Consider the following 24,040-nt stretch of genomic DNA (forward strand, 5'->3'; position numbering starts at 1 on the left):
TCACTAAAAGAAGCGGAAAAACATGACTCAATGTTTTTCCGCTTCTTTTTGACTGCTATGTTTCGCAGAGTTTTAACTTATTTTCAATCCTAGTTTCCCTATATAATGTTCCTTTAAAGCAAGATGAGCTGAAGACGCTTGTTCCAATGGGAAGGAATGATCGATATGCGCTCTGACATTTCCACTCTTCACGTAATGGGTAAACCGGCTTATTATATCCGCATCAGGATCTCCGTTATAAGAAACGGCCTTAACCTCATCACTTTCCGGCAATGGAAAAACACCGTTTGGATAGGCGATCCGCCCATCCGTTTTCATCATCTGGGCAATCGTTTTAATGGCTTCCCCACCTGCAGTCAGTAAAGCTGCATCAAATCCTTCCGGTTCAACCGCTTTCGCTGCAGACAGCAGATCATCCTTATGGCCATCTACTACATTCTCAATGCCAAGCTTTCGAACCATTTCAACACCATCAGCTCCTGATGCAATGGCAAAGACCCTCGCTCCGATCTGCTTAGCGAGCTGAACGGCCAAATGGCCAACTCCGCCACTCGCTCCAAACACCACGATCGACTCTTCTTTTTTCAGCTGCAGGACATCTTCCAAACCACGCAAGGCCGTTATTCCCACACCTGAAATAACGCCCGCTTCTTGAATACTGATAGACGGTGGAACAAGCGTTACATATTTTTGGTCGATGGTGGCAAACTCTGCATAGAAACCACCTTTAGGATTAAGAAAACCTGTCGCCATCACTTTATCCCCTACAGCAAGCCCCTTTACCTCCTTGCCTATCGAAACGATTGTTCCGGAACCTTCAGACCCCAGCACATAAGGGAACTTCACATTCATTTCCAGCATCTCCGCGTAACCACCTTCTCTTTCAAAGATGTCCCATTGCCCGATTCCGGCAAATTCCACTTTTATCAACACTTCGGAATCACCTACATCAGGTAATGGAATGGATTCAGTGATCAGCTGTCCTTCAGATCCGAATTCATGTAAGACAGCGGCTTTCATGAATTCAGCAGGAGTACCTGAATTACTGTTCATTTTTTTCCTCCCCTCATCAATCTAGTATTTATTTTAACATTCCCCTCTAGAAGTTTATGCTTCAATTGTCGTTTACGATTTTTACCGACTTTTCATGCGAACTGCTAAAAACCAATCACTACGTTAACCTGCTGCCGCAAATATTCTGGCCACTGTAACCTCGAAATGATCTTTAGAGGTTTAGAAATTATTTAAACTGAGAATCAAGTCTTTATAGAGTGAATTTGATCCAAAAAGTTTAATGAGCAGAATCTTATCAAACATTGCTTTTGAAGGAATAGTGATAAATCTAAATGTTAGGGGATTTCAAACATGATTGATTATACAGAGACCGCATCCAACGAAAACGAATCCATTCTCTTTATTCATGGACTTGGTGCGAGCCGTTGGATGTGGTGGCAACAAGAACCGGCATTCTCAGATTATCAAGTTATTCTGCCAGATTTACCCGGACACGGAAAAAGCGTCTCCACTCCTTGGTTAAGTTTAGCGGATACCACGAATCTTATTGCACAACACGTGATCAAAAATCGAAAAATTCATGTGGTGGGGATTTCGTTGGGAGGCCATGTTGCTTTAGAATTAGCAAAACATTACCCTGAAAAGATTCTCAGCACATTCATCAGCGGTATTACCGTCCAACCCATGCATTTTCAGTTCTTGCTTAAAGTACAATCCCGAATAGTTCAACGAGGCATCAGAAATGAACGATATCTCAACAAACTGGCTCATGGCTACTACCATTTGCCTCCCGATAAATCATCTGAGTTCATAGCGGACTATCAGCTACTGACCAAAGAAACATACGAAACCATCTGGCAGGAAATCATGCAGTTTCGTCTGGATGAATCATATGGGCATATCGATAGTCCGTGTCTGATAGTTGCGGGGGATCAGGAATCGCGAGGCATTCTGGAATCCATCGAGATAGCCCCGCAGTTCATACCGACCGCGGTAACCAGGTTGATCTCTGATGCCCAACATGCTTGGCCCGTCCAAAAAGCACAACAATTTAACCGTACTTTGAGAGAGTGGTTAGTTCACCAAAGTAATGGGATGGGTTCACGAAATAAAAATACTGATTAAAAGATCGGCTATGACCTTCATTATTTATATGTTCAGGCTCCTCGTGCCTCTTTTAGCACCTACTTTGAAATGCACTAAGCTACATCAGGATCATTGGCCATTCCGGTATGCCCAACACTCCCACAAAAAACGCCGAAAGGAAATTTCCTATCGGCGCTTCTTCATTTCTTCCGCTATGAGCTGGAAGGTTTTTAGTTTGTCGGTAAAGCTATAGGCAGAGGAAACCAGCATCACTTCGTCTGCTCCGTACTCGTCTGCAAGGTCTTCCAGCCTGTCCACCACTTGTTCCGGTGTCCCGACGACCATCCGGCGGCGGTTTTCGGCAACCAGCAGTTTTTCGAATTTGGAATAGGGGTAAGCCATAGCTTTCTCAGGCGGAGGCGTCCCTTTTGAAGGCATCCCCTGCGCTCCCATACACAGCGAAAGATCCATTGACGAAGCGACTCGTTCCGCTTGTTCCGGTGTTTCCTGGCAGACCACAAAAATAGCAAAACCGACATGGGGTTTACTGTCCTTATAAGGCTTGAAGCGTTCACGGTATTCTTTGGCAAACTGCTGCCCGCCTTCGCCGTTGATGAAATGGGCGAACATATAAGGCAATCCTTTATCCGCTGCCAGCTGCGCTGAGTTTTCACTCGAACCCAACACCCAAATAGGTGGGCTGTGCTTCGTGACCGGTGTCGCCTTCATGCCGTAATACGGATGTTCTTCCGGTATGGAATCCGTCAGGTACATGCGAAGGTCGTCGATTTGTGCTGGAAATTTGCTGGTGTCACGCTTCTTGCCTTCGTTTAATGCATAGGAAGCCCGCGGCATGCCGCCTGGCGCTCTTCCAACTCCTGCATCAATTCTATCTGGATACAGAGCTTCCAAAAGCTTAAAGTTTTCCGCAATTTTAAAAGGGGCATAATGCGGCAGCATAACGCCACCCGAACCGAGCCGGATGGTTTTGGTCACGGCGCCAAGATGCGCAATCAGCACTTCCGGAGAAGAGCCGGCAAGAGTTGTGGCGTCGTGGTGCTCCGACACCCAAAACCGGGTATAGCCCCATTGCTCGGCTTTTTGTGCAAGGATCGCCGTCTGCTTCAGGGCTTCCTGGGGGGAGCTGCCTTCTGAAATCGGTGATTGGTCCAGTATGCTGTAGTTTAAAGTCATTTTGATCTACTCCTTTGTTCCGCTCTTACAGCCAGTGGGTTAAGAAGAACCCTCCAGCAAAAATTTATACGTTTTCTTCGATCAGGTAACCGACAGAACGCAAAACGGTGTGGATAAAAGCCTGCGTCGCCAGAAAGACTTCTTCTTTTTCAGGTTCCTGAAAAATATCATGATAGCAGAATTTCCATTCCTTGTAACTGAATTCGGTCAGCTGCTGCTTCATTAGCCACTGCCGGGAAGCTTCCACTTCGGTGATCATATCCCGTTCTGCTGTATGCAGATAAGTGGGAATCTGTGGATACAGTTCGACAGCCGCCGCTGTTTCTTTCATATAGCCCTGCAATTCCTTATACCACCCTGCCGTGATGAGCGAATGATACAACTTGTTTTCGGTTTTCTGGTCAAAGGAAAATTGGTCTCTCGTCAGGTGACGAAGCTCGATGCCATGATCCATTTTTCTGCGGCCCGTCAACTGTGCAACGCCGGGAAAAGCATTGGGTGCTTTAGGGGGGAATTTTTTCAATTGAAGCCAAGGCGACGTAAAGATGGCTCCGACTACATTAAATTTCCGGTTGCCCAAGACATTCATGGCGATTGTAGCCCCAAGGCCGTGCGCAATGACGAACACCGGCAAATCGTTTTCCGATGACAGCTTCAGCATTTCGCTCACCGCCCATTCATACTCATCAAACGACTCCCGGTGGACATGATCCGCTCCGGCGTTCTTGCCATGGCCCGGCAGATCAGCCGTATAGACATGAAATCCCGCCGACCGCCATTTCTCAATCTGCCACACGTAGCGCATATGCTGCTCGTACGCGCTATGGACCAATACCACTACTGCTTTTGCTGTTCCTTCTGCCTGCCATTTCCACATAGTCCGACTTCCTTTCCCTGCCAACCGACTCTTGCTGCTGCATTTTCTATTTGACGTTTCGATTTGGTTTGTTACGATTATAGAATATCTTATCTTTTTTAAAGGAGCTTTGCCATGATTTATCCATATAAAGACAAATTTCCCCAAATCGACCCATCTGTTTTTATTGCAGACTACACGACCATCTCTGGCGATGTGACCATTGGCGCTGAATCATCGGTTTGGTTCAACACGGTCATCCGCGGCGACGTATCTCCAACCATTATCGGCAATAAAGTCAATATCCAGGATCTCTGCATGCTCCACCAAAGCCCAGGCAAGACATTGCTTCTGGAAGACGAAGTGACCATCGGCCATCAGGTGACCCTGCACAGCTGCACGATCCGTAAAGGTGCCTTAGTCGGAATGGGGTCCGTCATCCTGGACGGCGCGGAAGTCGGGGAAGGCGCATTCGTCGGAGCCGGCAGTCTGGTGCCGCCCGGTAAAGTTATTCCGCCAGGCATGCTTGCTCTCGGACGCCCGGCGAAAGTCGTTCGTGAACTCCGCGAAGACGATAAGATCGACATGGAGAGGATCATCCGCGAATATGCGGAAAAAGGAGCTTATTACAAATCTCTTCAAAAAGACTAAGAACGTAAAAAGGACGATTGAGCGCTAGTGGCTCAATCGTCCTTTTTCATTCGATGATGTTTTAAATGCCGGCTTGAACGCCAGCTTGTTCTTTCAGGATAGCGGCTTTATCTGTACGCTCCCAAGGAAGATCGACATCCGTACGGCCAAAATGTCCGTAAGCTGCAGTCTGCTTGTAGATCGGGCGGCGAAGATCAAGCATTTTGATGATTCCGGCAGGACGCAAATCGAAGTTCGCGCGTACCAAATCGTCCAATTTGTCTTCATCGACTTTGCCGGTGCCGAATGTATCAAAAGCGATGGATACAGGATGTGCCACACCGATTGCATAAGCCAATTGCACTTCGCATTTGTCTGCTAGTCCGGCCGCTACGATGTTTTTCGCTACATAACGGGCCGCATAAGCTGCTGAACGGTCCACTTTTGTCGCGTCTTTACCAGAGAATGCTCCACCGCCGTGGCGAGCATAGCCACCGTAGGTATCCACGATGATTTTGCGGCCAGTCAAGCCCGCATCTCCCTGAGGTCCGCCAATAACAAAACGCCCGGTTGGGTTGATGAAGTATTTGGTATCTTCGTCGATCCATTTTGCTGGAACGACTTCATTGATGACATATTCTTTGATATTGCGTTGAATCTGCTCAAGCGTTACTTCTGGGTGATGCTGAGTAGAGATGACAATCGTGTCCACGCGAAGTGGTTTATTGTTTTCATCATATTCAACTGTCACCTGCGTTTTGCCATCGGGACGCAGATAGGGAAGAATTTCTTCTTTCCGTACTTCAGCCAAGCGGCGTGCCAATTTATGTGCCAATGAAATCGGCAATGGCATCAATTCTTCTGTTTCGTTGTTGGCATATCCGAACATCAACCCTTGGTCACCTGCTCCGATATCGTCCATTTCTTTATCTGTCATTTGGCCTTCACGTGATTCAAGTGCTACGTTGACTCCTGCAGCGATATCCGGTGATTGCTCATCGATTGCTGTCAGAACTGCACTTGTTTCTGAGTCGAAACCATATTTAGCTCGTGTGTATCCAATTTCTCTTACGGTTTGTCTAACAACTTTCGGGATGTCCACATAAGTGGAAGTGGTGATTTCTCCGGCTACCAGAACCAGTCCTGTAGTGACGGTCGTTTCGCACGCAACACGCGCGTTTGGATCCTCGGTTAAGATAGCGTCCAAAATAGCATCTGAGATTTGGTCACAGATTTTATCCGGATGTCCTTCTGTTACTGATTCTGAAGTAAATAATCGACGGTTTTTCAAAAAATGTTCCTCCTTATATCCTGCGAGATTGCTCTCGAAATTGATACGGTACTCGTTTCCCATGTCAAGTCCGTTCCAGACAAAAGCCGGATTGAACTTCAAGCCGTTTGTGGCCTTTCACACGAGGATTAAGGGCATTCCATAAAAAAATCCCTTCACTCATTCATCATGAGGAAAGGAGAATCATCATAAGCACCTTTCACTCTTATCATCCAAGGCCTGTGAGCCTTGCTTCAGGTTTGGCACCATCACTGCGGTTGCAGCAGGTTGCCGGGTTTCATAGGGCCTGTCCCCTCCACCAGCTCGGAATAAGAGTATCCGTTCAATTTTTCATCATACGGAAATAGCACTTGGATGTCAACATTTTTGGCGCAAAAAAATAATTTCAGTCTTGATTCAGTCAATGAAAAACAACTTTCCCCCCTCGCTTTCAGTAGAGCAAAGATGACTGCTCCTGCGCAAGCTGCGCTGAGACCTCCACACCCTTTTTCTGAAACTACAGCCTGGCCGGCCTGGTTAGTGCGTGTTGCTCCATTCAAAGAGAGAAGCCTACTAATCTACTTCAGGAAGAAATAGACTCAATCAACTTGATATACCCTTCACTCAAGGATCCGGAGCGCAAGGCGGCGAAGGGCAAAGATATGCTCCTGCATCGCTGCGCTAGCTTCGTCGCAAACGAGTCAGGCACAGCCCGACTCGCTTCCTGCGAGCCCGCGGAAAGCGTCCGCCTGAAGTGCAGGATTCAGTAAAAATATGATGAAATGAATATCCATTCTTGTAATAATCTAAAGATTCCTTTGTCTACAAACTCTTATATAGTACAACTTAATATAAATTCATACCTATTTTTTTACATGTTAAAAATAGCTAAAAATACAAGAAGAATTTGCTCGTAAAAGCTTTCATCCCTGCTTTCACCTAAATTAGCACCCGCAGATTTCACCCTATTATAGAAATCTAATTTAATATTTTTTGAATTCTGCAATGGATTAGTATAGACTAATAAACCTAATGTGTTATACTAATGAACGAATATACATCCTCCCCATCGCTATGGGAATAACAGAAAAGGAAGGTACATATATATGACTTCAGTGAACTTTGCAAACGATTTGAAGGATCTTTTAACTGGCCAAAATGTACATGTTCAATTATCAGTGCCACAACTAGTGGAGGCAGCAACATCCCGCGGCGAAGCGGTATTGACTCGGGAAGGCGCTGTAACAGCGGAGACTGGCAAATACACTGGCCGCTCACCGAAAGACAAATACATGGTGGAAGAAGAAAGTTCTAAAAACAAAGTCGACTGGGGCAATGTGAACCGTCCGATTTCCAGCGAAGTGTTTGAAAAACTATACGCTAAAGTCATCAAGCACCTAAAAGACAAAGATGCGCTTTTCGTATTCAAAGGATTTGCCGGAGCAGACCACGAATCACGTGTGCCGATCCAAACAATCAATGAATACGCGTGGCATAACCTGTTCGCCCACCAATTGTTCATCCGCCCGACGGCTGAAGAATTGAAAACACATGATGCTGAATTCACCGTGGTCTACGCACCTACATTCAAGGCAGACCCTGCAGTGGACGGCACGGCTTCTGAAACCTTCATCATCGTGTCGATGGAACAACGCATCATTTTGATCGGCGGAACTGAATACGCCGGCGAGATGAAGAAATCCATCTTCTCAATCATGAACTACCTATTGCCTGAAAGAGGCATCCTTCCGATGCACTGTTCAGCTAACGTTGGACAAGATGGCGATGTCACCTTGTTCTTCGGTTTATCCGGTACTGGCAAAACGACGTTGTCGGCTGATGGTGACCGTAAACTGGTCGGTGATGACGAGCACGGCTGGTCCGATAACGGCGTCTTCAATATCGAAGGCGGCTGCTACGCAAAAACCATCAACCTGTCGCGTGAAAACGAACCACAAATCTATGACGCCATCCGTTTCGGTTCGGTTCTTGAAAACGTCGTAGTCGATCCTGATACACGCATCCCGAATTACGATGATGATTCATTGACGGAAAACACACGTGCTGCATACCCGATGCAGGCAATCGACAATATCGTCGATCCTTCAGTTGCGGGACATCCGAAAACGATCGTCTTCCTGACAGCTGATGCTTTCGGCGTCCTGCCTCCTATCAGCAAACTGACAAAAGAGCAGGCAATGTACCATTTCCTAAGTGGCTACACATCGAAATTGGCTGGTACAGAACGCGGCATCACGTCTCCTGAAGCAACGTTCTCGACTTGCTTCGGATCACCGTTCCTTCCATTGCATGCAACGGTGTACGCTGAAATGCTCGGCAATAAAATCGATGAGCACGGCGTTCAAGTTTTCCTTGTCAACACTGGCTGGACTGGCGGCGTATACGGAGTCGGAAGCCGCATGAAGCTTTCTTACACACGGACAATGGTTCGCGCTGCCATCAAAGGTGAATTGAACGATGTTCCGACTGAAAAAGAAGCATTCTTCGGCCTTGAGATTCCGGTGGAAGTACCAGGAGTTCCAACAGAAGTGTTGAACCCGCGCAACGCATGGGCAGACAAAGAAGCCTACGATCAAAAAGCATTGGAATTGGCACAGGAATTCCAGAAAAACTTCCAGAAGTTCGGCACTGTCGCACCTGAAATCACGACACTTGGCGGTCCGCTTCAAAAATAAGCATTCGTTAAAACCCGTTCGGAGTAGAATCCGAACGGGTTTTTTTGTATATGATGATCAAACTTAACCAGCCATATTTCAGCATAATATGCTGATCTTCAGAGCTCGCTATCCTTCTTCCTGATCTCTCATCCAGTTGCAGACCGCTTTAACTGTATTGCGGTTGGCTGCAGGAGGAAAAAAATGTGTATATTCTGGGAAGTACCAGGTTTCGTGCCTCTGGCCATTCAGCTTCAGTGCCTCTTCCAGCAAATAAGCTTGTGCCGGATAGACATTTTCATCTTTCAACCCATGGATAATCAGAATAGGCGCACTGCTTTCTTCGATCCGCAGCAACGGATTGCGTTCTTCGTATTCCGTCAAAGCGGTATTCGGTGTACCTCCGTAGAGCCGTTTCATCATGCGCCGCATATCAGGGCGCTCTTTATAGGTCAGCACCGTATCCGTAACCCCTGCCCACGTAACGAGCGACGTGACATCACTCCGCAGAATAGCTGTCCACAAGGCCATGATGCCTCCTCTTGAAAACGCCAGCAGGTGCACTTTCCCATTGCTGAATTTCTTCAGCACGTCTACCGCATTGACTGCATCCCAGCGGTCCGCTCCGGCAAATTCGTCCCGGCCTTCTCCGCCTCGATTTCCCCTGTAATAAGGTGCGAATACCACAAAGCCCTGTGCTGCAAATTGAGCGATCCGTGCAGGGCGCACCATCCCGATCGACTGGATGCCTCCCCTTAAATACAGGATGCCGCTATAGGTGCCTGGCTTTTTCGGTTCCGCCAGCATGCCTTTCACCCGCAATCCCTCCGACCAATAAACGATTTCCGTTAATTGGACATGGGGATTCGGTGAAGGATAAGGTTTTTTCGTTTCAATCGTCCCATTTTCCAAGCTGCTTCACCTTCTCTATTATTTTACGCATTCCAGCGTCCTTCATCAAAAAACTGAAACCATCGCCCAACTCCAATTCCTTCCGCAAAACGATTCCTCGTGTTTCAAGAAGCGGAATCGGATCCACCCTGTCCACTGTCCCGATAAAAACCGTTTTGCAGAATGGCTTTTCCGAATAAACTACATATTCAGCAAACCATTCCAACTCTTTGGCGTGAGCACCTGTTTCTTCATAGACTTCCCGCTTTGCAGCCTCCTGTAAACTTTCACCGGCTTCCACTTTCCCGCCTGGAAATTCAAGGCCCCGCTCAGTATGCAGGGTCAGAACCCATTTCCCCTGGTATCGGCAAATCACCAGTACGTGTCTGCTTGTATAAGTAAATGTATTTTTTTCGAATGATAGTTCACATGGATATCCGTTCAGATCCTGATACTGCATTTCTCCACCTCGATGCCATAAGAAAAGCGTACACTAGAATTCAGTGTACGCTTGTATAATCCTATTTTACTTCTTTTCGCCCAAGAATGCTGATAACATCCAAGAATGTTTTTCAAGGTTCTGGTGGATGGCGTTCAACATGTCTTCTGTCATGTCATCGCCGTCTTTAGCAGCCAATTCCATGCCTTTTTTCAAGGATTTCATGATTTTGTCATAATCGCTGACAACTGTATCGACCATTTCTTCAGCCGATTCTTTGCTGCTCGCTTCTTCAATCACTGACAGCTCCAGCTGCTCTTTCATTGTAGCGACAGGTTTTCCACCCAATGCAAGCAAGCGTTCTGCGATTTCATCCATATGGAGGGTTGCTTCGTTGTATAACTCTTCGAATTTTACATGTAATGTAAAGAACGAAGGCCCTTTTACGTACCAATGAAAATTATGTAATTTCGTATAAGCTACAGACCATGTAGCCACTTGCACGTTTAGTTCCTGATTTAGTTCGTTAGACATTTCCAATCACTCTCCAATTAGTTTGATAAGTTCTTATACTTTATTTATACCTCTAATGCCCCTACAATAAACATATGAAGTATTTCCCCGAAAAGAGCTGAATGACCATGAAGACCGTTTTACTGAAGATTTTCCGCTTTTACCAGCGGTTCATCTCGCCTTTATCTCCGCCGAGCTGCCGTTTCTATCCGACCTGTTCCCATTACGGCATCGAAGCGGTCGAGAAGCATGGCGCATTGAAAGGCGGATATCTAGCGGCAAAGCGCATCTTAAGCTGTCATCCTTTCCATAAAGGCGGAATCGATTTTGTTCCGGAAGAATGGCCACCAAAAAAATAATTGGTGGTTTTTCTTGTGTTTTTTAAGAGCATCCTGTAGTATTCTAATAGTTATTAAAACGTAATCGTTACATTTTGGAGGTTGAACATGAAGAAGATTCTATTATTGATGCCCTTATTACTATTAGCCGCCTGCGGACAATCCAGTGAAGAAGCACAAAGTATCGATCAAGACCCGGAAAAATTACAGGTCTACACGACGGTTTATCCATTGACTTATTTCACTGAACGCATCGCCGGTGATTTGGTTGATGTGCAATCGATCTATCCTGCCGGTTCAAACGAACATACCTTTGAACCGACGCAGCAAGAGATGATCAAGCTGGCAGACGCAGATTTGATGTTCTCCATCGGCCTCGGCCTGGAAGGATTCATTGACAGTGCCAAAAAGACTTTGCAGGACGAAAATGTCAAATTTACCGCCACTGCTGATAACATTTCAGACGAAGAATTGGAAGAAGCACTTGGACATGAAGAAGAACTTGGTCATGAAGAAGATGCTCATGATGAGGAAGGCCACAGTGAAGATGCTCATGAAGAAGAAACACACGCTGAGGAAGCCGGGAGCCACGATGGCCATGACCATGGTTCAACCGATCCGCATGTCTGGATGTCTCCGGTTCTAAGTGAAAAACTGGCAGAGTCCATCAAGGTTTCATTGACGGAAGCCGATCCTGAAAATGCGGAAACCTACGAAAGCAATTACACGGAATTGGTTGTGGAGCTGGAAATGCTGGATCGGTCGTTCGAAGACTTGTCTGAACGCGTCAGCAAAGATACGTTCTTCGTATCCCACGCTGCTTTCAGCTACCTTTCTGAGCCATACGGCTTTGAACAAGTGGCCATTGCAGGGTTGAACAGCCAGGACGAGCCTTCCCAAAAAGAGTTGACGGAAATCGTTGATTTGGCAAAAGAAAAAGAGATTCAGTATATCGTCTTTGAGCAGAACGTTTCGTCGAATCTGACGGAAGTCATCCAGAACGAAGTGGGTGCTGAAGCGATTGAGATGCATAACCTTGGTGTGTTAACGCAGGAAAACATCGACAATGAAGAAACCTACTTCACATTGATGGAAAAAAACCTTCAGGTGCTGGAAACGATCTTGAAGTAAGAAAAGCATGAGAAAAGCACTGCAGCGAGCGTTCGCTGCAGTGCTTTTTTTTGAAAAGAAAATAACCGGTTTAGCCACCGGCTGTCAATTTGATTAACCGCTTAGTCAAAAACTGCCGCCATTCATCGGCCAATTCTTCCGCTTCCAATACTTTGACGATTCCATCTATATCTTTCGGACGGTGGTAATTCACTTCATTGGCATAGAGAACCGATACTTGCTGAGAATCTTTCGCTACAGTACGGATGGTCGAATCCGCCCGGACCATCCCTTCTTCCAACACCCGGCAAAGATAGCCTGTATAACCGGTCTTGACCATTTCCTTCAACAACGGCTTCATATCAAGCCTTCTATCGATGACGTTGCAAGGCACTCTTCCCTGTGTAACCTGGATGACCGCCTCACCTATTTGGAAAATGTCGCCGATGCATATTTCCCGCTCCAGCATATTCGTCACCGTCAGATTCTCCCCAAAAGCAGCACGGGGCAATTGGGTATCAAATAAATCATTCCAATAAGCATAATGTTCATAAGGATAGATGCACACGGCTCTTTCCGGCCCTCCGTGGTGTTTTAGATCCGCAACGCCATCCCCTTCAAATCCGTCCTTGGTTAAATACGCTTCCTGCACCGGTTGTTTTCGAATAGCTGATTCCATTTCCTTGCCGTTTCCATAAGCCAACTTTTCCGGCAAACCGACAGCAAAGTTTTTTATGATCGCCTTCTCGGAATTCTTCACATGCCACCCCACCTTATTTTCAGTCAGAATAAAACCGCTGATTCCGTTTTCTTTAGTATACAGCTCCACGTCAATCTTCCAGTATCTCTTTCAAAAACTTTTCCCGGTGATCCAGAAAATATTTGGTGATCCGGTAATGGTCTGTCATTTCATAATCGATTTCTTCGATGGAGCCTCCATCGAAACTTAAGATTTTGGCGTCCGGATAGCCCAGGAGAATAGGCGAATGGGTCGCGATGATGAACTGGCAATTCTCCTCGGTTGTCAAGTCCTTCAATATCCTGAGAAACGTCAATTGCCGCTGTGGAGACAACGCCGCCTCCGGCTCATCCAACAGGTACAAGGCACGGCCGTTAAAGCGGTTCAGGAACAAGGATAGGAACGACTCCCCATGCGATTGTTCATGCAGGGAACGGCCTCCATAAGACCGAAACCCATCTTCGTCGACATCTTCGAGATGAGTGGCGAAATGGTAAAACGATTCTGCCCGCATGAAGAACCCATTCGTCACTTTCGGCATCCAGGAAAGACGGATGTAATCGCCCAATACCGCTTGTGCCGCATGCACTTCATACGTGTTGTTGCGGCCGCCGCCGGCTGTATTGAAACCGCATTTATCCGCGATCGCTTCAAGGAGCGTAGACTTGCCGGAGCCGTTTTCCCCAACGAAAAAAGTGATTGGATTGGTCAAATCCACTTGTTCCATATTGCCGATCGAAGGAACAGAAAATGGATACTCCCCGAAATCCTCAATATCCTCTTTCAATAAACTGATTCGATTCAAAAACACCGGCTCACCTCCTTCGCATTCATTCGTACTTTATCGGAACAAACAGTATACGGCTGTACTCTATCCAATTTAAATGAAACATATATATAAATTTATAGTTATTCATAATAGTTAATTTTTATTCATTGTCTCACAATATCTCTCAACTGAAAACATAAACTCCAATTTTATTTCATTTTACGAAAAAAGCCTGAATCCTGATCGATTCAGACCACTCTATATCCAATTCCCGATCGGTCGCTCAAAACGATTTCGCCGCTTTCCACGATGATTTCAGGCTCAATGATGTCTTTTTCCCAGAAATGCCGGGAAGCTGAAAGATCGCCGGGATACACAATACCAGGCAAGGAAGCCAAGGCCAGATTATGGGCTTTGGAAACGCCGAATTCAATCATCCCGCCGACCCACATGCCAATGGAATGCGCCTGGCACAGTTCAACCACTTTCAAGGTTTCGGTCCATCCACCTAACCGGCTCATTTTCAACACGATGATATCACCTGCCCGTGAGTCGATCATCTGCTGCACATCTTCCACACAGGCGATGCTTTCGTCCAGGCAGATTTTGGTGCTCAGCTCTTTTGTGGCCTGCGTATGCAAAGTCCATTGCCGTTCACTGAAAGGCTGTTCAATCAGCGTGAAGCCGACTTCATCAAATGCCTTTAAGCGTTCAACACCATATGCCTGAAAGCTGCCGTTGGCGTCAGCAAAAAACTGCAGTCCGGGATAGGCAGCCACCACTGATTTCAGCAAGGCGATCTCCATATCCGGCTGTATTTTTATTTTGACGCGCCGGTAGCCGGATTCAGCGGCCCACGACACTTGTTCTGCAATTTTTGAAGGGGCTGCCGCTACGACGACGCCTGCTGGAATCTGATCTCCTGAACCCCCGACAAACTTCCACAACGGCATTTCTTGCTGCTTAGCAAACAAATCCCATACTGCCATCTCAACAGCGGCTTTGGCCATCCGATTGCCTTTGACAGCTCCGAACAGTTCCCAGACGTCTTGTGGATTTTCGATGGTTTTATTCGCAAGCAAAGGCACTAATACCTGTTCCAGTACAAAACGGCAGCCTGTAATGGTTTCTTCCGTGTACCACGGCGTCTCGAATGCCACACATTCCCCGTAGCCGATAAGTCCAGTGTCACCTGTGACCGCAACTACAATCACTTCACGTTCTTCTACCTGCTGCAGCACCGTCTTGAATGGATTCTTCAGCGGCTGCCGGACCGTTGTCAATTGGATGCCCCTGACCTTCACAGCCATGTTCTCAGCTCTCTTCTCAACAGCTTGTTCGATGCGTTTCGCGGCAGCTCCTCGACAAAAAATAGCTGCTTCGGCACCTTATAGGATGCAATCTGTTCGCGGCAGTACGCCAGCAATTCATCCGCCGCTGCCTCTTTGTTCAACACCACGAACGCAACGGGAACCTCGCCCCATTTGTCGCTGGCTGCACCGCAGACACCCGCTTCACGAACTGCCGGATGGGCCAGCAAGACCTTCTCGATTTCAGCGGGGTAAATATTTTCCCCGCCGGAAACGATCAAGTCTGAACGGCGGTCCACGACGAATAAAAACCCTTCGTCATCCAAATAACCGACGTCTCCCGTATGGAGCCAGCCGTCTTCCTGAACGCTGCGCTCTGCAAATGCCCCAATATAACCTGGCGTCACTTGTGGCCCATGGATAAGGATTTCCCCATTTTCTCCGGGCTTTTCAGTCCCGTCTATTTTCACCTGGTACAAAAACAGCGGCTTGCCGGAAGAACCGATTTTCCGTTCTGCGTCCGCCGACTGCAGAGTGGTGGTCTGTGAGGACGTTTCTGTCATGCCATAAGTCTGCAGCACCGGAATGCCACAATCTTCTGCGCGCTTGATATAAGCAACTGGAATGGGGCCGCCTCCTGCCAAAACGGCCTTAAATCGTGGGGAAGCCTGCATGGAAGTTTCTTCCACATTGGTCAAAACCCGCTCCAGCATCACACCTACCATCGACATATGTGTCACCTTCCCGCTGCAGATTTCCTCTGCACTGCGCTCGGCATCAAATTTCTCATAGAGCCGTACCCCCATGCCATAGATTAGCGAACGCATCAAAATCGAAAATCCGCTGATATGGAACAAGGGCACCGAACAAAGCCAGACATCATCCGGTGAAATGCCGATATTGAGGGCGGAAGAAACAGCACTCGAAAAATGGTTTTCCGCTGTCTGCCGCACCCCTTTCGGATTTCCTGTGGTTCCGGATGTATACATGATTGAAATGGTGCGATCCTGCCGCCACTGCTTTTGCGGTTCGAATTCAGCAGGAGCCACACTTTCTATTTCACTGAACAGAATCCTATTGGAAGAATCCAGTTTTCCCTTTAGTACATCAGCCACCAAGATATGATCCACTTCGGAATCGTCGATTTGATACGCCAATTCAGCTTTCGCTAAACGTTCGTTCAGCATGACCATCTCGCACCCTAAATGGAGGCAGCCATACATCACAAAGATGGACTCAGGATTGGATTTGGCAAGGATTGCTACGCGTGAATCCGCCTTTACACCAAGCTCTGTCAGCTTTCCGGCATAGACAAGGGCCAAGTCATTGATTTCTGAAAATGTCCATTGCTGCTCCTCAAACGATAAGGCCATTCGGTCCCCACTCAAATAACTCCGCTGGCTCAACCAGTTCGGATACATCATGTAAAAAATCCTTTCTTCAAAAAAAGCTGTCCCCTGAGAGGACAGCTTTCAATTATTCGATGATCACGGGAAACGTGGAAATTGGCCAAAGTCCGGTTTGCGTTTTTCTTTGAACGCATCGCGGCCTTCTTTTGCTTCATCCGTTGTGTAATACAATAGCGTTGCGTCTCCAGCCATCTGCTGCAATCCAGCAAGGCCATCTGTATCAGCATTCATTGCCGCTTTAACGAAACGAAGTGCAGTCGGGCTCATTTCAAGCATTTCCTGGCACCATTGAACAGTCTCGTCTTCCAGCTGTTCAAGAGGAACCACTGTGTTGACTAAGCCCATATCCAATGCTTCCTGTGCATCATATTGACGGCATAGGTACCAGATTTCACGCGCTTTCTTGTGTCCGATGATGCGTGCCAGATAACCAGAACCGTAGCCTGCATCAAACGAACCGACGCGTGGACCAGTTTGGCCGAAACGTGCGTTGTCTGCAGCGATCGTCAAATCACATACTACGTGAAGGACGTGTCCGCCGCCGATTGCATAGCCTGCAACCATTGCAACGACCGGTTTTGGAATGACGCGGATCAAACGCTGAAGGTCCAGGACATTCAAACGCGGAATCTCATCTTCCCCAACATAGCCGCCATGTCCGCGTACGGACTGGTCTCCACCTGAACAGAAAGCCTTTTCGCCTTCTCCAGTCAAAACGATGACGCCTACATCTGCATTATCGCGTGCACGGGAAAATGCATCGATCAATTCGTGAACCGTTTTCGGACGGAATGCGTTGCGCACTTCCGGACGGTTGATGGTGATTTTGGCAATACCGTTAAAAATTTCATACTTGATGTCTTCATATGTACGTTCTGTAATCCACTCGCGTGTCATGATTTTCCTCCTTGATAGTTCAAACTAGAATACTCTCTTACTATTGTAGCAAATTCAACAGGTTTTTCCACATGTATCGCATGTCCGCCTTCGATAGTTTTGTGAACTGCGTCCGGCATCAGCTCCACCATCTCTTTAGCGATTGCCTCAAACTTCAAATCCGACTGCCCCGTCACCAATAAAACCGGCACGTCCAAGTCCTTCAGCCGCTCCCAATAGGAGCCCTGCGCACCCGTGCCCATGCCTTTCAGGCTGTTCGCAAGGCCGATCGGATCCTGTGACAGCCGTTCTTCACGCACAGCCCGTTTCACCGGCTCCGGCATGGATTTCTGGCTGTCGAACAAAGGGATGTTTTCCCATCGGTCAACAAAATTTTTTATCCCGCCAGCAATAATCCGGTCTGCCAGCCCTTCATCGCGCGTACGGCGTTCCTGCCGCTCCGCTTCACTCTGGAGGCCGGGAGAAGCGCTTTCCAGCACCAGCCCTTTAAGCCGACCTGGAAAACGGCAGGCATAAGCCAGCGCTGTGCGTCCGCCCATCGAATAGCCGACAAGCGTCATATTTTCTAAATCCAATTGACCGAACAACGCATCCAAATCCTTCAACTGCCGTTCCATCGAATAGCACTCGACCGCTTCCGGACAATCCGTTTCGCCATGGCCAATCAAATCGATGAGAACGATTTTTGAATCATCCCATGATTGAATGACCGGCTGCCATGTTTTCGTGCTGCCGGTAAAACCGTGCAGAAAGACAATCGTCTCTTCTTTATCGCTGTTGAACACTTCCACATGGTAACCCACTCCATCAACATCCAGCTTCATTGCTTCGCCAGCTCCTCATTAAAACGGCTCCATAATTTGCGGTGTGTCGTAACATTGTTCTGGCGATCCGTGAACACTTCAATAATTTTTACTGCTTTATCTTTCGGCTGATCCAATGCTTCCGCCAATTGTTCAGCCGTTTCCACCGCTGCATATTGCGCATCATACATTTTCGCCGCATCTCCGAACGTCAGCCCTGTCGGCGTGCCGAACAAGTCTTCAAAATGACGCTCTTCCTGAGACTGAGGCAGGTAGGAGAATATTCCTCCGCCATCGTTATTCATGATGACAATCGTCAAATCCGTCGCCTGCATCTTAGACACGATCAGCCCGTTCATATCATGCAGGAAGGACAAATCACCGATAAACAGATAAGCCGGACGCTGGTTTGCAGCCTGAACTCCGAATGCTGTCGAAACGACACCATCAATACCGTTTGCCCCGCGATTCGCATAGATCACCACATCCCGCTCTGCAGCCTTAAAGAAGGTATCGACATCACGGATCGGCATACTGCTGCCGACAATCAAATCGCAGTTTTCCAATCTATCGAAAAACACTTTCGCCAGGACGCCTTCATCCAGCTCTTCCTCACAATGGAGGCTTACGACTTCCCAGTAGAGGGCTGAAGCTGCCGTCCATTTTTCACGGTAGGAATTCACTTTTTTCATTTCTAACGGCAACTGCCATAATGCATTAGCCGATGACTGAATATGATGCGTAGCCAAAGACTGGGCATCCCGCAGCATCGGACTTTCATCAAAAACTGCATAGATTTCCGGCTTCACTGCAGCCAGAAACAAAGTCAACGGCTTAGAAACCGGCTGTGGCCCGATCCGAATGACCGCTTCAGGCATTACACCTTCCTTGAATGCTTCATTTTTCAGTAAAGCATCATAGGAATCGATGATCAGGTGCTGCGCTTCCGGGGGGACATTGCCCCGCAGATTCGATAAAGGATCTGCCAGTACCGGCCAATCAAGTTGCTGGATAAAATCCCAGAATTCAACTGGCATCGGTGAAGTCATCTCCCCGACAATCAGCAAACCCTTTTCTTTTTTCAACAGATCCTGCAGAAATTCACGGCTGGCGGGTGACAATGCCATTTCTCCGCCAAAATGAGCAATTTCCCCAAGCGATTCATAAGCCTGTTCAAAATCGATACGCAGTGGTTCACGGAATGGCACATTGACATGCACCGGCCCTTTTGGTTCACTGCTGGCGCTTCGGACAGAACGATGCAGATGGCGGGACAGGAACGCCAATTGGTTTTCCGTTTCCGGCATCGGCAGATCCGTCGCCCACTTGACATGTGATCCAAACAAATTGACTTGGTTGATCGCTTGCGGCGCTCCCACTTCCCGCAGCTCATGCGGACGGTCTGCCGTCACTACGATCAGCGGCACCCGTGCATAATATGCTTCGACAATTGCCGGAAAATAATTGGCTGCCGCCGTTCCCGATGTACATAACAGCATTACCGGTTTGCCGGAAGCCTTCGCCATGCCCAGTGCAAAATAAGCCGCTGAGCGTTCATCGATCTGCCGGTAGACCGACAGCCCTTCCTGCTTCATGCAGGCATAGGCAAGCGGTGTGGAACGGGATCCCGGACTGATGACTGCATCCGCAACTCCAAGTTCCACAAGCGAATGGGTAAATGCAGATACATATTCTGTTAACGCTTCACGACTCGTCACTCAATTGACCTCCCAATGCCCGAAGCATCGGTCTGAATTTAACCCATGTTTCGTCATACTCTGATTCCGGCGTGGAATCTGCTACAATTCCACCGCCTGCATATAAATAAGCTTTCTCCCCGTCCAATAAAGCCGAACGGATCGCGACCGCAAATTCGCCGTCGCCTTTTGCATCAATCCAGCCGATAGGAGCCGCATAATAGCCACGGTTCATCGCTTCATGTTCGCGGATCATATGCAAGGCTTCCAGTTTCGGCTCTCCGCCAAGGGCCGGCGTCGGGTGGAGAACTTCCACCAGGTCAAATAAAGTAGCGCCTGGATTCAATTTCCCTTCAACAGGAGTATACAAATGCTGGATATCCCTGATTTTCAGTAGTTTCGGCAATTTGGGCACCACTGTCCCGCTGCAATAGTTTTCAAACACTTCACTGATCATCTTGACTACGTATTGATGCTCAGCCCGGTTTTTCGGATCTTTCAGCAAAGCCTCGCCAAGTTCCGTATCCTTCTCCACAGTTTTTCCGCGTGGAGTAGATCCCGCTAAACAAGTGGATAAAGCTTTCTGACTTTCGACTTTTACCAGCCGTTCCGGAGTCGCCCCAAAGAAAAACTGCTCTTCCGCCTCTAAGCCGAACAAGAAGCTCTCAGGCTGTTCATTGGATACTTGGTACAATGCAGAAGATGGGGATAATTTGTCCTCAAATTCCAACTCCAATGCCCGGGCAATGACGACTTTTTCCACTTCTTTTGCTTTAATGATATCGGTGACCCGCTGGATCGAATCCAAGTACTCTTCTTTTCTCAATTCTGCACGGCCGATTGTCCGCGGTTTATCGTATTTATCCACTTCGGTTACTTGGGCCGCGTGAATCAATTTGTCCCGTTCTTTTCGCATGGCGTCAAATTCCGCAAAACTCTCTTGCTGCTCCGTAATTAAGTGGATGCTGACAAAAGCCTGCTCCCCTTTTAAAATCAACTGGAAAGTCGGCACCGCAAAATAAGCCTGCGGAAACCTTGTCCACTCACTCGGTTTGTCATTTAACGGATCAAATGAAAATCCGCCGAATAGGACAGGCTGAACTGAATGTTCTTCGTTGACGATTTGATTGCACAAGCTCTTCCAGTCATTTTTTATCTTGTCAAAGCGGCCTGCCGCTTTGTCTGTAGAAAGAACATGGGCATGCCCAATTCCGACCAATGTAAAAGTCTTTTCACGATTTTGCCAAAACATGCGCTTTCCTGCGTAGCCCTCTCCACCGGCTTCAAAAAATGCCAATGCCGACATGCGTGTCACTTCAATTGTTTCAGTATAAAAGCGGTAGCCTTCGTATGGGCCTGCCGCAAATTGCTGGGTCGATGAAGACGATTCTGAATTCACCTGATTACCTCCGTTTTAAGACCATAGTCTCGTTTATTCCAGTAACTGTTTTACTTTTTAATCTCTACCCTCTATCATACTCTTTTCTGCTAAAATCAGCACATCATTTGCTGTATTCCCATCTATTTTGAAGTACAATGAAGAGTGGAAAGAATTAAAGGAGAGATAGATTATGACACATTCACTACAGGCAGACAGCGGATGGCGCGTCTGGTGGCAATTGACCCGGCCCCATACCTTAACTGCTTCCTTCGCTCCCGTTTTCCTGGGAACGATGATCGCGCTACACTACAATTCCATTGATTGGCTTCTATTCCTGGCGATGCTTGTCGCAAGTTTATTGATCCAGGCAGCCACCAATATGTTCAATGAATACTATGATTTTGCCAGAGGCCTGGACAATGAGAACTCTGTCGGCATCGGGGGCGCAATCGTACGGAACGGAGTAAAGCCGAAAACCGTTTTGGCCTTGGCTTTGGTGTTCTACGGAATCGCCGCTGTCATCGGTCTCTATATTTGTTCGCAAACCAGCTGGTGGCTTTTGGTCGTTGGTGCAGTTGCCATGATGATCGGCTATCTTTATACCGGCGGACCCTACCCGATTGCGTACACTCCTTTCGGTGAACTCTTCTCAGGAGTGGTTATGGGCTATTTGATCGTCATCATCGCCTTCTACATCCAAACCGGCATGGTTACCTTGGAAGCTTCCTTGCTGGCAGTACCTAGCACCTTACTGGTAGCGGCAATCATGTTGTCCAATAACATCCGTGACATTGTCGGAGATGAGGAAAGCGGCCGTAAAACGTTGGCGATTTTGGTCAGAAGACCAGCCGCAGTCAATATCCTGATGTTCTTCTTCATCCTAGCCTATGCTTGGATTGTTATCCTTGTTGTTTCCGGCATGTTGACACCTTGGGCATTATTGGTCTTCCTAAGTGTCCTGAAACCTGTTAAAGTCGTTCAGATCTTTAAACGCTATACTGAACCGTTAAAAGTAATGCCCGCAATGAAAGATACAGGCAAAACAAATACCTTTGTCGCTTTCCTTCTTGGAATCGGCTTATTGATCGATTATCTTCTATAGTTAAAATACAGACAAAAGGGATTCCTCATCGGAATCCCTTTTGTCTGTTCAAATAATCCTTTCAAGAAGTGATAGGCATGCGATATAGTAGATAGATAAATTACAAGCTTTCATATATAGGAGGGTACAGTGTGAAACCCATTATTATCGGTATTATTGCAGCTTTTTTCTTCGCATTTACTTTCGTACTGAACGCCACTATGGAAGCAGGCGGCGGCAGTTGGATTTGGAGTGCCTCTCTCCGTTATATTTTCATGATCCCCTTTTTACTGATTATCGTTCTTGCAAGAAAGAACCTGAAACCCTTGATACTGGAAATGAGAAAAAACAAGGGAGCATGGGCATTATGGAGCTTTGTCGGATTTGGATTATTCTATGCTCCGCTTTGTTTTGCGGCTGCCTATTCTCCAGGCTGGCTCATAGCAGGAACATGGCAAGTCACTATTATAGCGGGTACATTGCTAGCACCCCTATTTTTAATTACCATACATACAAAAAACGGACCTATTCAAGTAAGAGGACAGATCCCTATAAAAGGCCTGTTGGCTTCCATTATCATCTTGGCTGGCGTCAGCTTGATGCAACTGGAGCATATAGCTGCCGTCTCTTCTTCAGCAGTATGGTTTGGTTTTATGCCTGTTATTCTCGCTGCCTTTGCTTATCCACTTGGAAACAGAAAAATGATGGATCTATGCGGAGGCAGATTAGATGCTTACCAAAGGGTGCTCGGAATGACATTAGCAAGTCTTCCTTTTTGGCTGATACTATCATTGTATGGCTTTATTACCGTCGGTGGTCCAACAGCTTCACAAAGCTTCCAAACACTGAACGTCGCACTAAGTTCAGGTGTAATTGCTACGGTTCTATTTTTTAAAGCTACGGATCTGGTCAGAGGAAATATGCAAAAATTAGCAGCAGTTGAAGCGACACAGTCGATGGAAGTACTGTTTGCTTTATTTGGAGAAATCCTTTTCTTATCGATCGCCTGGCCGTCTTCCTTGTCTTTATACGGTATTTTACTTGTCATGATTGGAATGATCACACACAGTTATATATCCGGTAAAAAGAAAAAAAGTGTCATGCAATTGAATGCATGACACTTTTTTATGATGACCCCTACGGGATTCGAACCCGTGTTACCGCCGTGAAAGGGCGGTGTCTTAACCGCTTGACCAAGGGGCCAAATACTGGCGGAGAAGGAGGGATTTGAACCCTCGCGCCGGTTGCCCGACCTACACCCTTAGCAGGGGCGCCTCTTCAGCCACTTGAGTACTTCCCCAGTATGGCTCCGAAGGTAGGACTCGAACCTACGACCATCGCATTAACAGTGCGGTGCTCTACCACTGAGCTACTTCGGAATGGTGGGCCTAAATGGACTCGAACCATCGACCTCACGCTTATCAGGCGTGCGCTCTAACCAGCTGAGCTATAGGCCCATATGTATAATGGAGCGGGTGAAGGGAATCGAACCCTCATCATCAGCTTGGAAGGCTGAGGTTTTACCACTAAACTACACCCGCAAAAAATGGTGGGTCAGGACGGAATCGAACCGCCGACACTTAGAGCTTCAATCTAATGCTCTACCGACTGAGCTACTGACCCACTTTGTTACTTAAAAATGGCGGTCCCGACCGGGATCGAACCGGCGATCTCCTGCGTGACAGGCAGGCATGTTAACCGCTACACCACGGGACCATTTGGTTGCGGGGGCAGGATTTGAACCTGCGACCTCCGGGTTATGAGCCCGACGAGCTACCGAACTGCTCTACCCCGCGATAATATTATAGGTATTGATTTGAAAAAAAACTCTTAAAAATAATTGTCCACACATTTTAAAAATAATGGAGGAGGAAGAGGGATTCGAACCCCCGCGGGATTTGACTCCCCTGTCGGTTTTCAAGACCGATCCCTTCAGCC

22 protein-coding genes, 8 tRNA genes and 1 riboswitch are annotated in these 24,040 nt (G+C 47.4%); of the genes, 7 read left to right on the forward strand and 23 right to left on the reverse strand.

The features are described from left to right. Positions 1-72: 72 nt before the first annotated feature. A complete protein-coding gene (locus Q0785_RS17745; protein WP_298833145.1) occupies positions 73-1,053 on the reverse strand; it encodes an NADP-dependent oxidoreductase in 981 nt (326 codons plus the stop codon). Between the two features lie 312 nt (positions 1,054-1,365). Between Q0785_RS17745 and Q0785_RS17750 the strand changes: the two genes are divergently transcribed. Further along, positions 1,366-2,139, forward strand: a complete 774-nt coding sequence (locus Q0785_RS17750) for an alpha/beta hydrolase (RefSeq protein ID WP_298833147.1) — start codon at positions 1,366-1,368, stop codon at positions 2,137-2,139. 147 nt (positions 2,140-2,286) lie between these two features. Here the strand turns inward: Q0785_RS17750 and Q0785_RS17755 are convergent, their stop codons facing one another. Both Q0785_RS17755 and Q0785_RS17760 read right to left on the reverse strand, forming a co-directional pair. Beyond that, positions 2,287-3,294 carry an LLM class flavin-dependent oxidoreductase gene (locus tag Q0785_RS17755; protein ID WP_298833150.1) on the reverse strand — a complete coding sequence of 336 codons (1,008 nt, stop codon included), beginning with the start codon at positions 3,292-3,294 and terminating at the stop codon, positions 2,287-2,289. A gap of 64 nt (positions 3,295-3,358) precedes the next feature. Next, a complete protein-coding gene (locus tag Q0785_RS17760) occupies positions 3,359-4,171 on the reverse strand; it encodes an alpha/beta hydrolase (protein ID WP_298833152.1) in 813 nt (270 codons plus the stop codon). 114 nt (positions 4,172-4,285) lie between these two features. On the opposite strand from Q0785_RS17760, the gene Q0785_RS17765 reads away from it, so the two are divergent. Further along, positions 4,286-4,801, forward strand: coding sequence for a gamma carbonic anhydrase family protein (locus Q0785_RS17765; protein WP_298833155.1), 516 nt, complete (start codon positions 4,286-4,288; stop codon positions 4,799-4,801). Positions 4,802-4,862: 61 nt separating this feature from the next. Here the strand turns inward: Q0785_RS17765 and metK are convergent, their stop codons facing one another. Next, the gene (gene metK / locus Q0785_RS17770) at positions 4,863-6,071 is read right to left on the reverse strand and encodes a methionine adenosyltransferase (protein WP_298833158.1); all 1,209 of its coding nucleotides are present in this window, start codon (positions 6,069-6,071) and stop codon (positions 4,863-4,865) included. Between the two features lie 202 nt (positions 6,072-6,273). Then, positions 6,274-6,386: riboswitch (SAM riboswitch) on the reverse strand. Positions 6,387-7,156: 770 nt separating this feature from the next. On the opposite strand from metK, the gene pckA reads away from it, so the two are divergent. Then, entirely contained in the window at positions 7,157-8,746 is a 1,590-nt protein-coding gene (gene pckA / locus Q0785_RS17775; protein WP_298833161.1) for a phosphoenolpyruvate carboxykinase (ATP), read from the forward strand. Between the two features lie 108 nt (positions 8,747-8,854). On the opposite strand, the gene Q0785_RS17780 is transcribed toward pckA, so the two are convergent. The 3 genes from Q0785_RS17780 to Q0785_RS17790 all read right to left on the reverse strand — a co-directional run bounded on the left by Q0785_RS17780 (position 8,855) and on the right by Q0785_RS17790 (position 10,589). Continuing rightward, the gene (locus Q0785_RS17780; protein ID WP_298833163.1) at positions 8,855-9,637 is read right to left on the reverse strand and encodes a prolyl oligopeptidase family serine peptidase; all 783 of its coding nucleotides are present in this window, start codon (positions 9,635-9,637) and stop codon (positions 8,855-8,857) included. Then, positions 9,618-10,076 (reverse strand): RNA deprotection pyrophosphohydrolase, encoded by a 459-nt coding sequence (ytkD, locus tag Q0785_RS17785; RefSeq protein WP_298833166.1) that lies wholly within the window; start codon positions 10,074-10,076, stop codon positions 9,618-9,620. The genes Q0785_RS17780 and ytkD overlap by 20 nt, the downstream gene beginning before the upstream one ends. A 66-nt stretch (positions 10,077-10,142) precedes the next feature. Further along, the gene (locus Q0785_RS17790) at positions 10,143-10,589 is read right to left on the reverse strand and encodes a DNA starvation/stationary phase protection protein (RefSeq protein ID WP_298833169.1); all 447 of its coding nucleotides are present in this window, start codon (positions 10,587-10,589) and stop codon (positions 10,143-10,145) included. A gap of 107 nt (positions 10,590-10,696) precedes the next feature. Here Q0785_RS17790 and yidD point away from each other — a divergent pair, with 107 nt between their 5' ends. After that, the gene (gene yidD / locus Q0785_RS17795) at positions 10,697-10,927 is read left to right on the forward strand and encodes a membrane protein insertion efficiency factor YidD (RefSeq protein WP_191716661.1); all 231 of its coding nucleotides are present in this window, start codon (positions 10,697-10,699) and stop codon (positions 10,925-10,927) included. Positions 10,928-11,014: 87 nt separating this feature from the next. Further along, positions 11,015-12,037, forward strand: a complete 1,023-nt coding sequence (locus tag Q0785_RS17800; protein WP_298833183.1) for a zinc ABC transporter substrate-binding protein — start codon at positions 11,015-11,017, stop codon at positions 12,035-12,037. Positions 12,038-12,107: 70 nt separating this feature from the next. Here Q0785_RS17800 and Q0785_RS17805 read toward each other — a convergent pair whose 3' ends face one another. The 8 genes from Q0785_RS17805 to Q0785_RS17840 all read right to left on the reverse strand — a co-directional run bounded on the left by Q0785_RS17805 (position 12,108) and on the right by Q0785_RS17840 (position 21,039). Next, positions 12,108-12,776 (reverse strand): MOSC domain-containing protein, encoded by a 669-nt coding sequence (locus Q0785_RS17805; RefSeq protein WP_298833186.1) that lies wholly within the window; start codon positions 12,774-12,776, stop codon positions 12,108-12,110. Between the two features lie 70 nt (positions 12,777-12,846). Beyond that, on the reverse strand, positions 12,847-13,566 hold the full coding sequence (locus Q0785_RS17810) for an AAA family ATPase (protein ID WP_298833189.1): 720 nt from the start codon (positions 13,564-13,566) through the stop codon (positions 12,847-12,849). A 206-nt stretch (positions 13,567-13,772) separates the two neighbouring features. Continuing rightward, positions 13,773-14,834, reverse strand: coding sequence for an o-succinylbenzoate synthase (menC, locus tag Q0785_RS17815; RefSeq protein ID WP_298833191.1), 1,062 nt, complete (start codon positions 14,832-14,834; stop codon positions 13,773-13,775). Beyond that, positions 14,825-16,258 carry an o-succinylbenzoate--CoA ligase gene (locus Q0785_RS17820; RefSeq protein ID WP_298833193.1) on the reverse strand — a complete coding sequence of 478 codons (1,434 nt, stop codon included), beginning with the start codon at positions 16,256-16,258 and terminating at the stop codon, positions 14,825-14,827. The genes menC and Q0785_RS17820 overlap by 10 nt, the downstream gene beginning before the upstream one ends. Before the next feature lie 63 nt (positions 16,259-16,321). Continuing rightward, on the reverse strand, positions 16,322-17,140 hold the full coding sequence (menB, locus tag Q0785_RS17825) for a 1,4-dihydroxy-2-naphthoyl-CoA synthase (RefSeq protein ID WP_038703419.1): 819 nt from the start codon (positions 17,138-17,140) through the stop codon (positions 16,322-16,324). After that, on the reverse strand, positions 17,137-17,964 hold the full coding sequence (gene menH, locus Q0785_RS17830; protein ID WP_298833208.1) for a 2-succinyl-6-hydroxy-2,4-cyclohexadiene-1-carboxylate synthase: 828 nt from the start codon (positions 17,962-17,964) through the stop codon (positions 17,137-17,139). The genes menB and menH overlap by 4 nt, the downstream gene beginning before the upstream one ends. Further along, entirely contained in the window at positions 17,961-19,661 is a 1,701-nt protein-coding gene (gene menD / locus Q0785_RS17835) for a 2-succinyl-5-enolpyruvyl-6-hydroxy-3-cyclohexene-1-carboxylic-acid synthase (RefSeq protein ID WP_298833210.1), read from the reverse strand. Before menD ends, menH begins: the two co-directional genes overlap by 4 nt. Beyond that, positions 19,648-21,039 (reverse strand): isochorismate synthase, encoded by a 1,392-nt coding sequence (locus tag Q0785_RS17840; RefSeq protein WP_298833212.1) that lies wholly within the window; start codon positions 21,037-21,039, stop codon positions 19,648-19,650. Before Q0785_RS17840 ends, menD begins: the two co-directional genes overlap by 14 nt. A gap of 172 nt (positions 21,040-21,211) precedes the next feature. On the opposite strand from Q0785_RS17840, the gene Q0785_RS17845 reads away from it, so the two are divergent. Together Q0785_RS17845 and Q0785_RS17850 are read left to right on the forward strand one after the other, a co-directional pair. Continuing rightward, positions 21,212-22,123, forward strand: a complete 912-nt coding sequence (locus Q0785_RS17845; RefSeq protein ID WP_298833214.1) for a 1,4-dihydroxy-2-naphthoate polyprenyltransferase — start codon at positions 21,212-21,214, stop codon at positions 22,121-22,123. 131 nt (positions 22,124-22,254) lie between these two features. Continuing rightward, complete coding sequence (locus Q0785_RS17850; protein ID WP_298833217.1) at positions 22,255-23,220, forward strand: multidrug resistance efflux transporter family protein; 966 nt, start codon at positions 22,255-22,257, stop codon at positions 23,218-23,220. Between the two features lie 13 nt (positions 23,221-23,233). Here the strand turns inward: Q0785_RS17850 and Q0785_RS17855 are convergent. The 8 genes from Q0785_RS17855 to Q0785_RS17890 form a co-directional block, all read right to left on the reverse strand. Continuing rightward, positions 23,234-23,305 (reverse strand) — tRNA-Glu (locus Q0785_RS17855). A 6-nt stretch (positions 23,306-23,311) separates the two neighbouring features. Continuing rightward, positions 23,312-23,402: transfer RNA gene (locus Q0785_RS17860), tRNA-Ser, on the reverse strand. A gap of 4 nt (positions 23,403-23,406) precedes the next feature. Continuing rightward, positions 23,407-23,481, reverse strand: a tRNA-Asn gene (locus tag Q0785_RS17865). Position 23,482: 1 nt separating this feature from the next. Then, positions 23,483-23,559, reverse strand: a tRNA-Ile gene (locus Q0785_RS17870). A gap of 10 nt (positions 23,560-23,569) precedes the next feature. Beyond that, positions 23,570-23,643, reverse strand: a tRNA-Gly gene (locus tag Q0785_RS17875). A 6-nt stretch (positions 23,644-23,649) separates the two neighbouring features. Continuing rightward, positions 23,650-23,725 (reverse strand) — tRNA-Phe (locus Q0785_RS17880). A gap of 17 nt (positions 23,726-23,742) precedes the next feature. Next, a tRNA-Asp gene (locus tag Q0785_RS17885) sits at positions 23,743-23,818 on the reverse strand. Between the two features lie 3 nt (positions 23,819-23,821). Continuing rightward, positions 23,822-23,898 (reverse strand) — tRNA-Met (locus Q0785_RS17890). Between the last annotated feature and the right edge of the window lie 142 nt (positions 23,899-24,040).

Source organism: uncultured Planococcus sp., from assembly GCF_947501725.1.
Taxonomy (GTDB): domain Bacteria; phylum Bacillota; class Bacilli; order Bacillales_A; family Planococcaceae; genus Planococcus; species Planococcus donghaensis_C.

Coding starts and splice junctions, on each gene's coding strand:
- menC (WP_298833191.1), bottom strand. CDS start 14,834: ATGGCTGTGAAGGTCAGGGGCATCCAATTGACAACGGTCCGGCAGCCG.
- pckA (WP_298833161.1), top strand. CDS start 7,157: ATGACTTCAGTGAACTTTGCAAACGATTTGAAGGATCTTTTAACTGGC.
- Q0785_RS17755 (WP_298833150.1), bottom strand. CDS start 3,294: ATGACTTTAAACTACAGCATACTGGACCAATCACCGATTTCAGAAGGC.
- Q0785_RS17820 (WP_298833193.1), bottom strand. CDS start 16,258: ATGATGTATCCGAACTGGTTGAGCCAGCGGAGTTATTTGAGTGGGGAC.
- Q0785_RS17745 (WP_298833145.1), bottom strand. CDS start 1,053: ATGAACAGTAATTCAGGTACTCCTGCTGAATTCATGAAAGCCGCTGTC.
- Q0785_RS17800 (WP_298833183.1), top strand. CDS start 11,015: ATGAAGAAGATTCTATTATTGATGCCCTTATTACTATTAGCCGCCTGC.
- menB (WP_038703419.1), bottom strand. CDS start 17,140: ATGACACGCGAGTGGATTACAGAACGTACATATGAAGACATCAAGTAT.
- Q0785_RS17765 (WP_298833155.1), top strand. CDS start 4,286: ATGATTTATCCATATAAAGACAAATTTCCCCAAATCGACCCATCTGTT.
- Q0785_RS17790 (WP_298833169.1), bottom strand. CDS start 10,589: ATGTCTAACGAACTAAATCAGGAACTAAACGTGCAAGTGGCTACATGG.
- yidD (WP_191716661.1), top strand. CDS start 10,697: ATGAAGACCGTTTTACTGAAGATTTTCCGCTTTTACCAGCGGTTCATC.
- Q0785_RS17845 (WP_298833214.1), top strand. CDS start 21,212: ATGACACATTCACTACAGGCAGACAGCGGATGGCGCGTCTGGTGGCAA.
- Q0785_RS17760 (WP_298833152.1), bottom strand. CDS start 4,171: ATGTGGAAATGGCAGGCAGAAGGAACAGCAAAAGCAGTAGTGGTATTG.
- menH (WP_298833208.1), bottom strand. CDS start 17,964: ATGAAGCTGGATGTTGATGGAGTGGGTTACCATGTGGAAGTGTTCAAC.
- Q0785_RS17750 (WP_298833147.1), top strand. CDS start 1,366: ATGATTGATTATACAGAGACCGCATCCAACGAAAACGAATCCATTCTC.
- ytkD (WP_298833166.1), bottom strand. CDS start 10,076: ATGCAGTATCAGGATCTGAACGGATATCCATGTGAACTATCATTCGAA.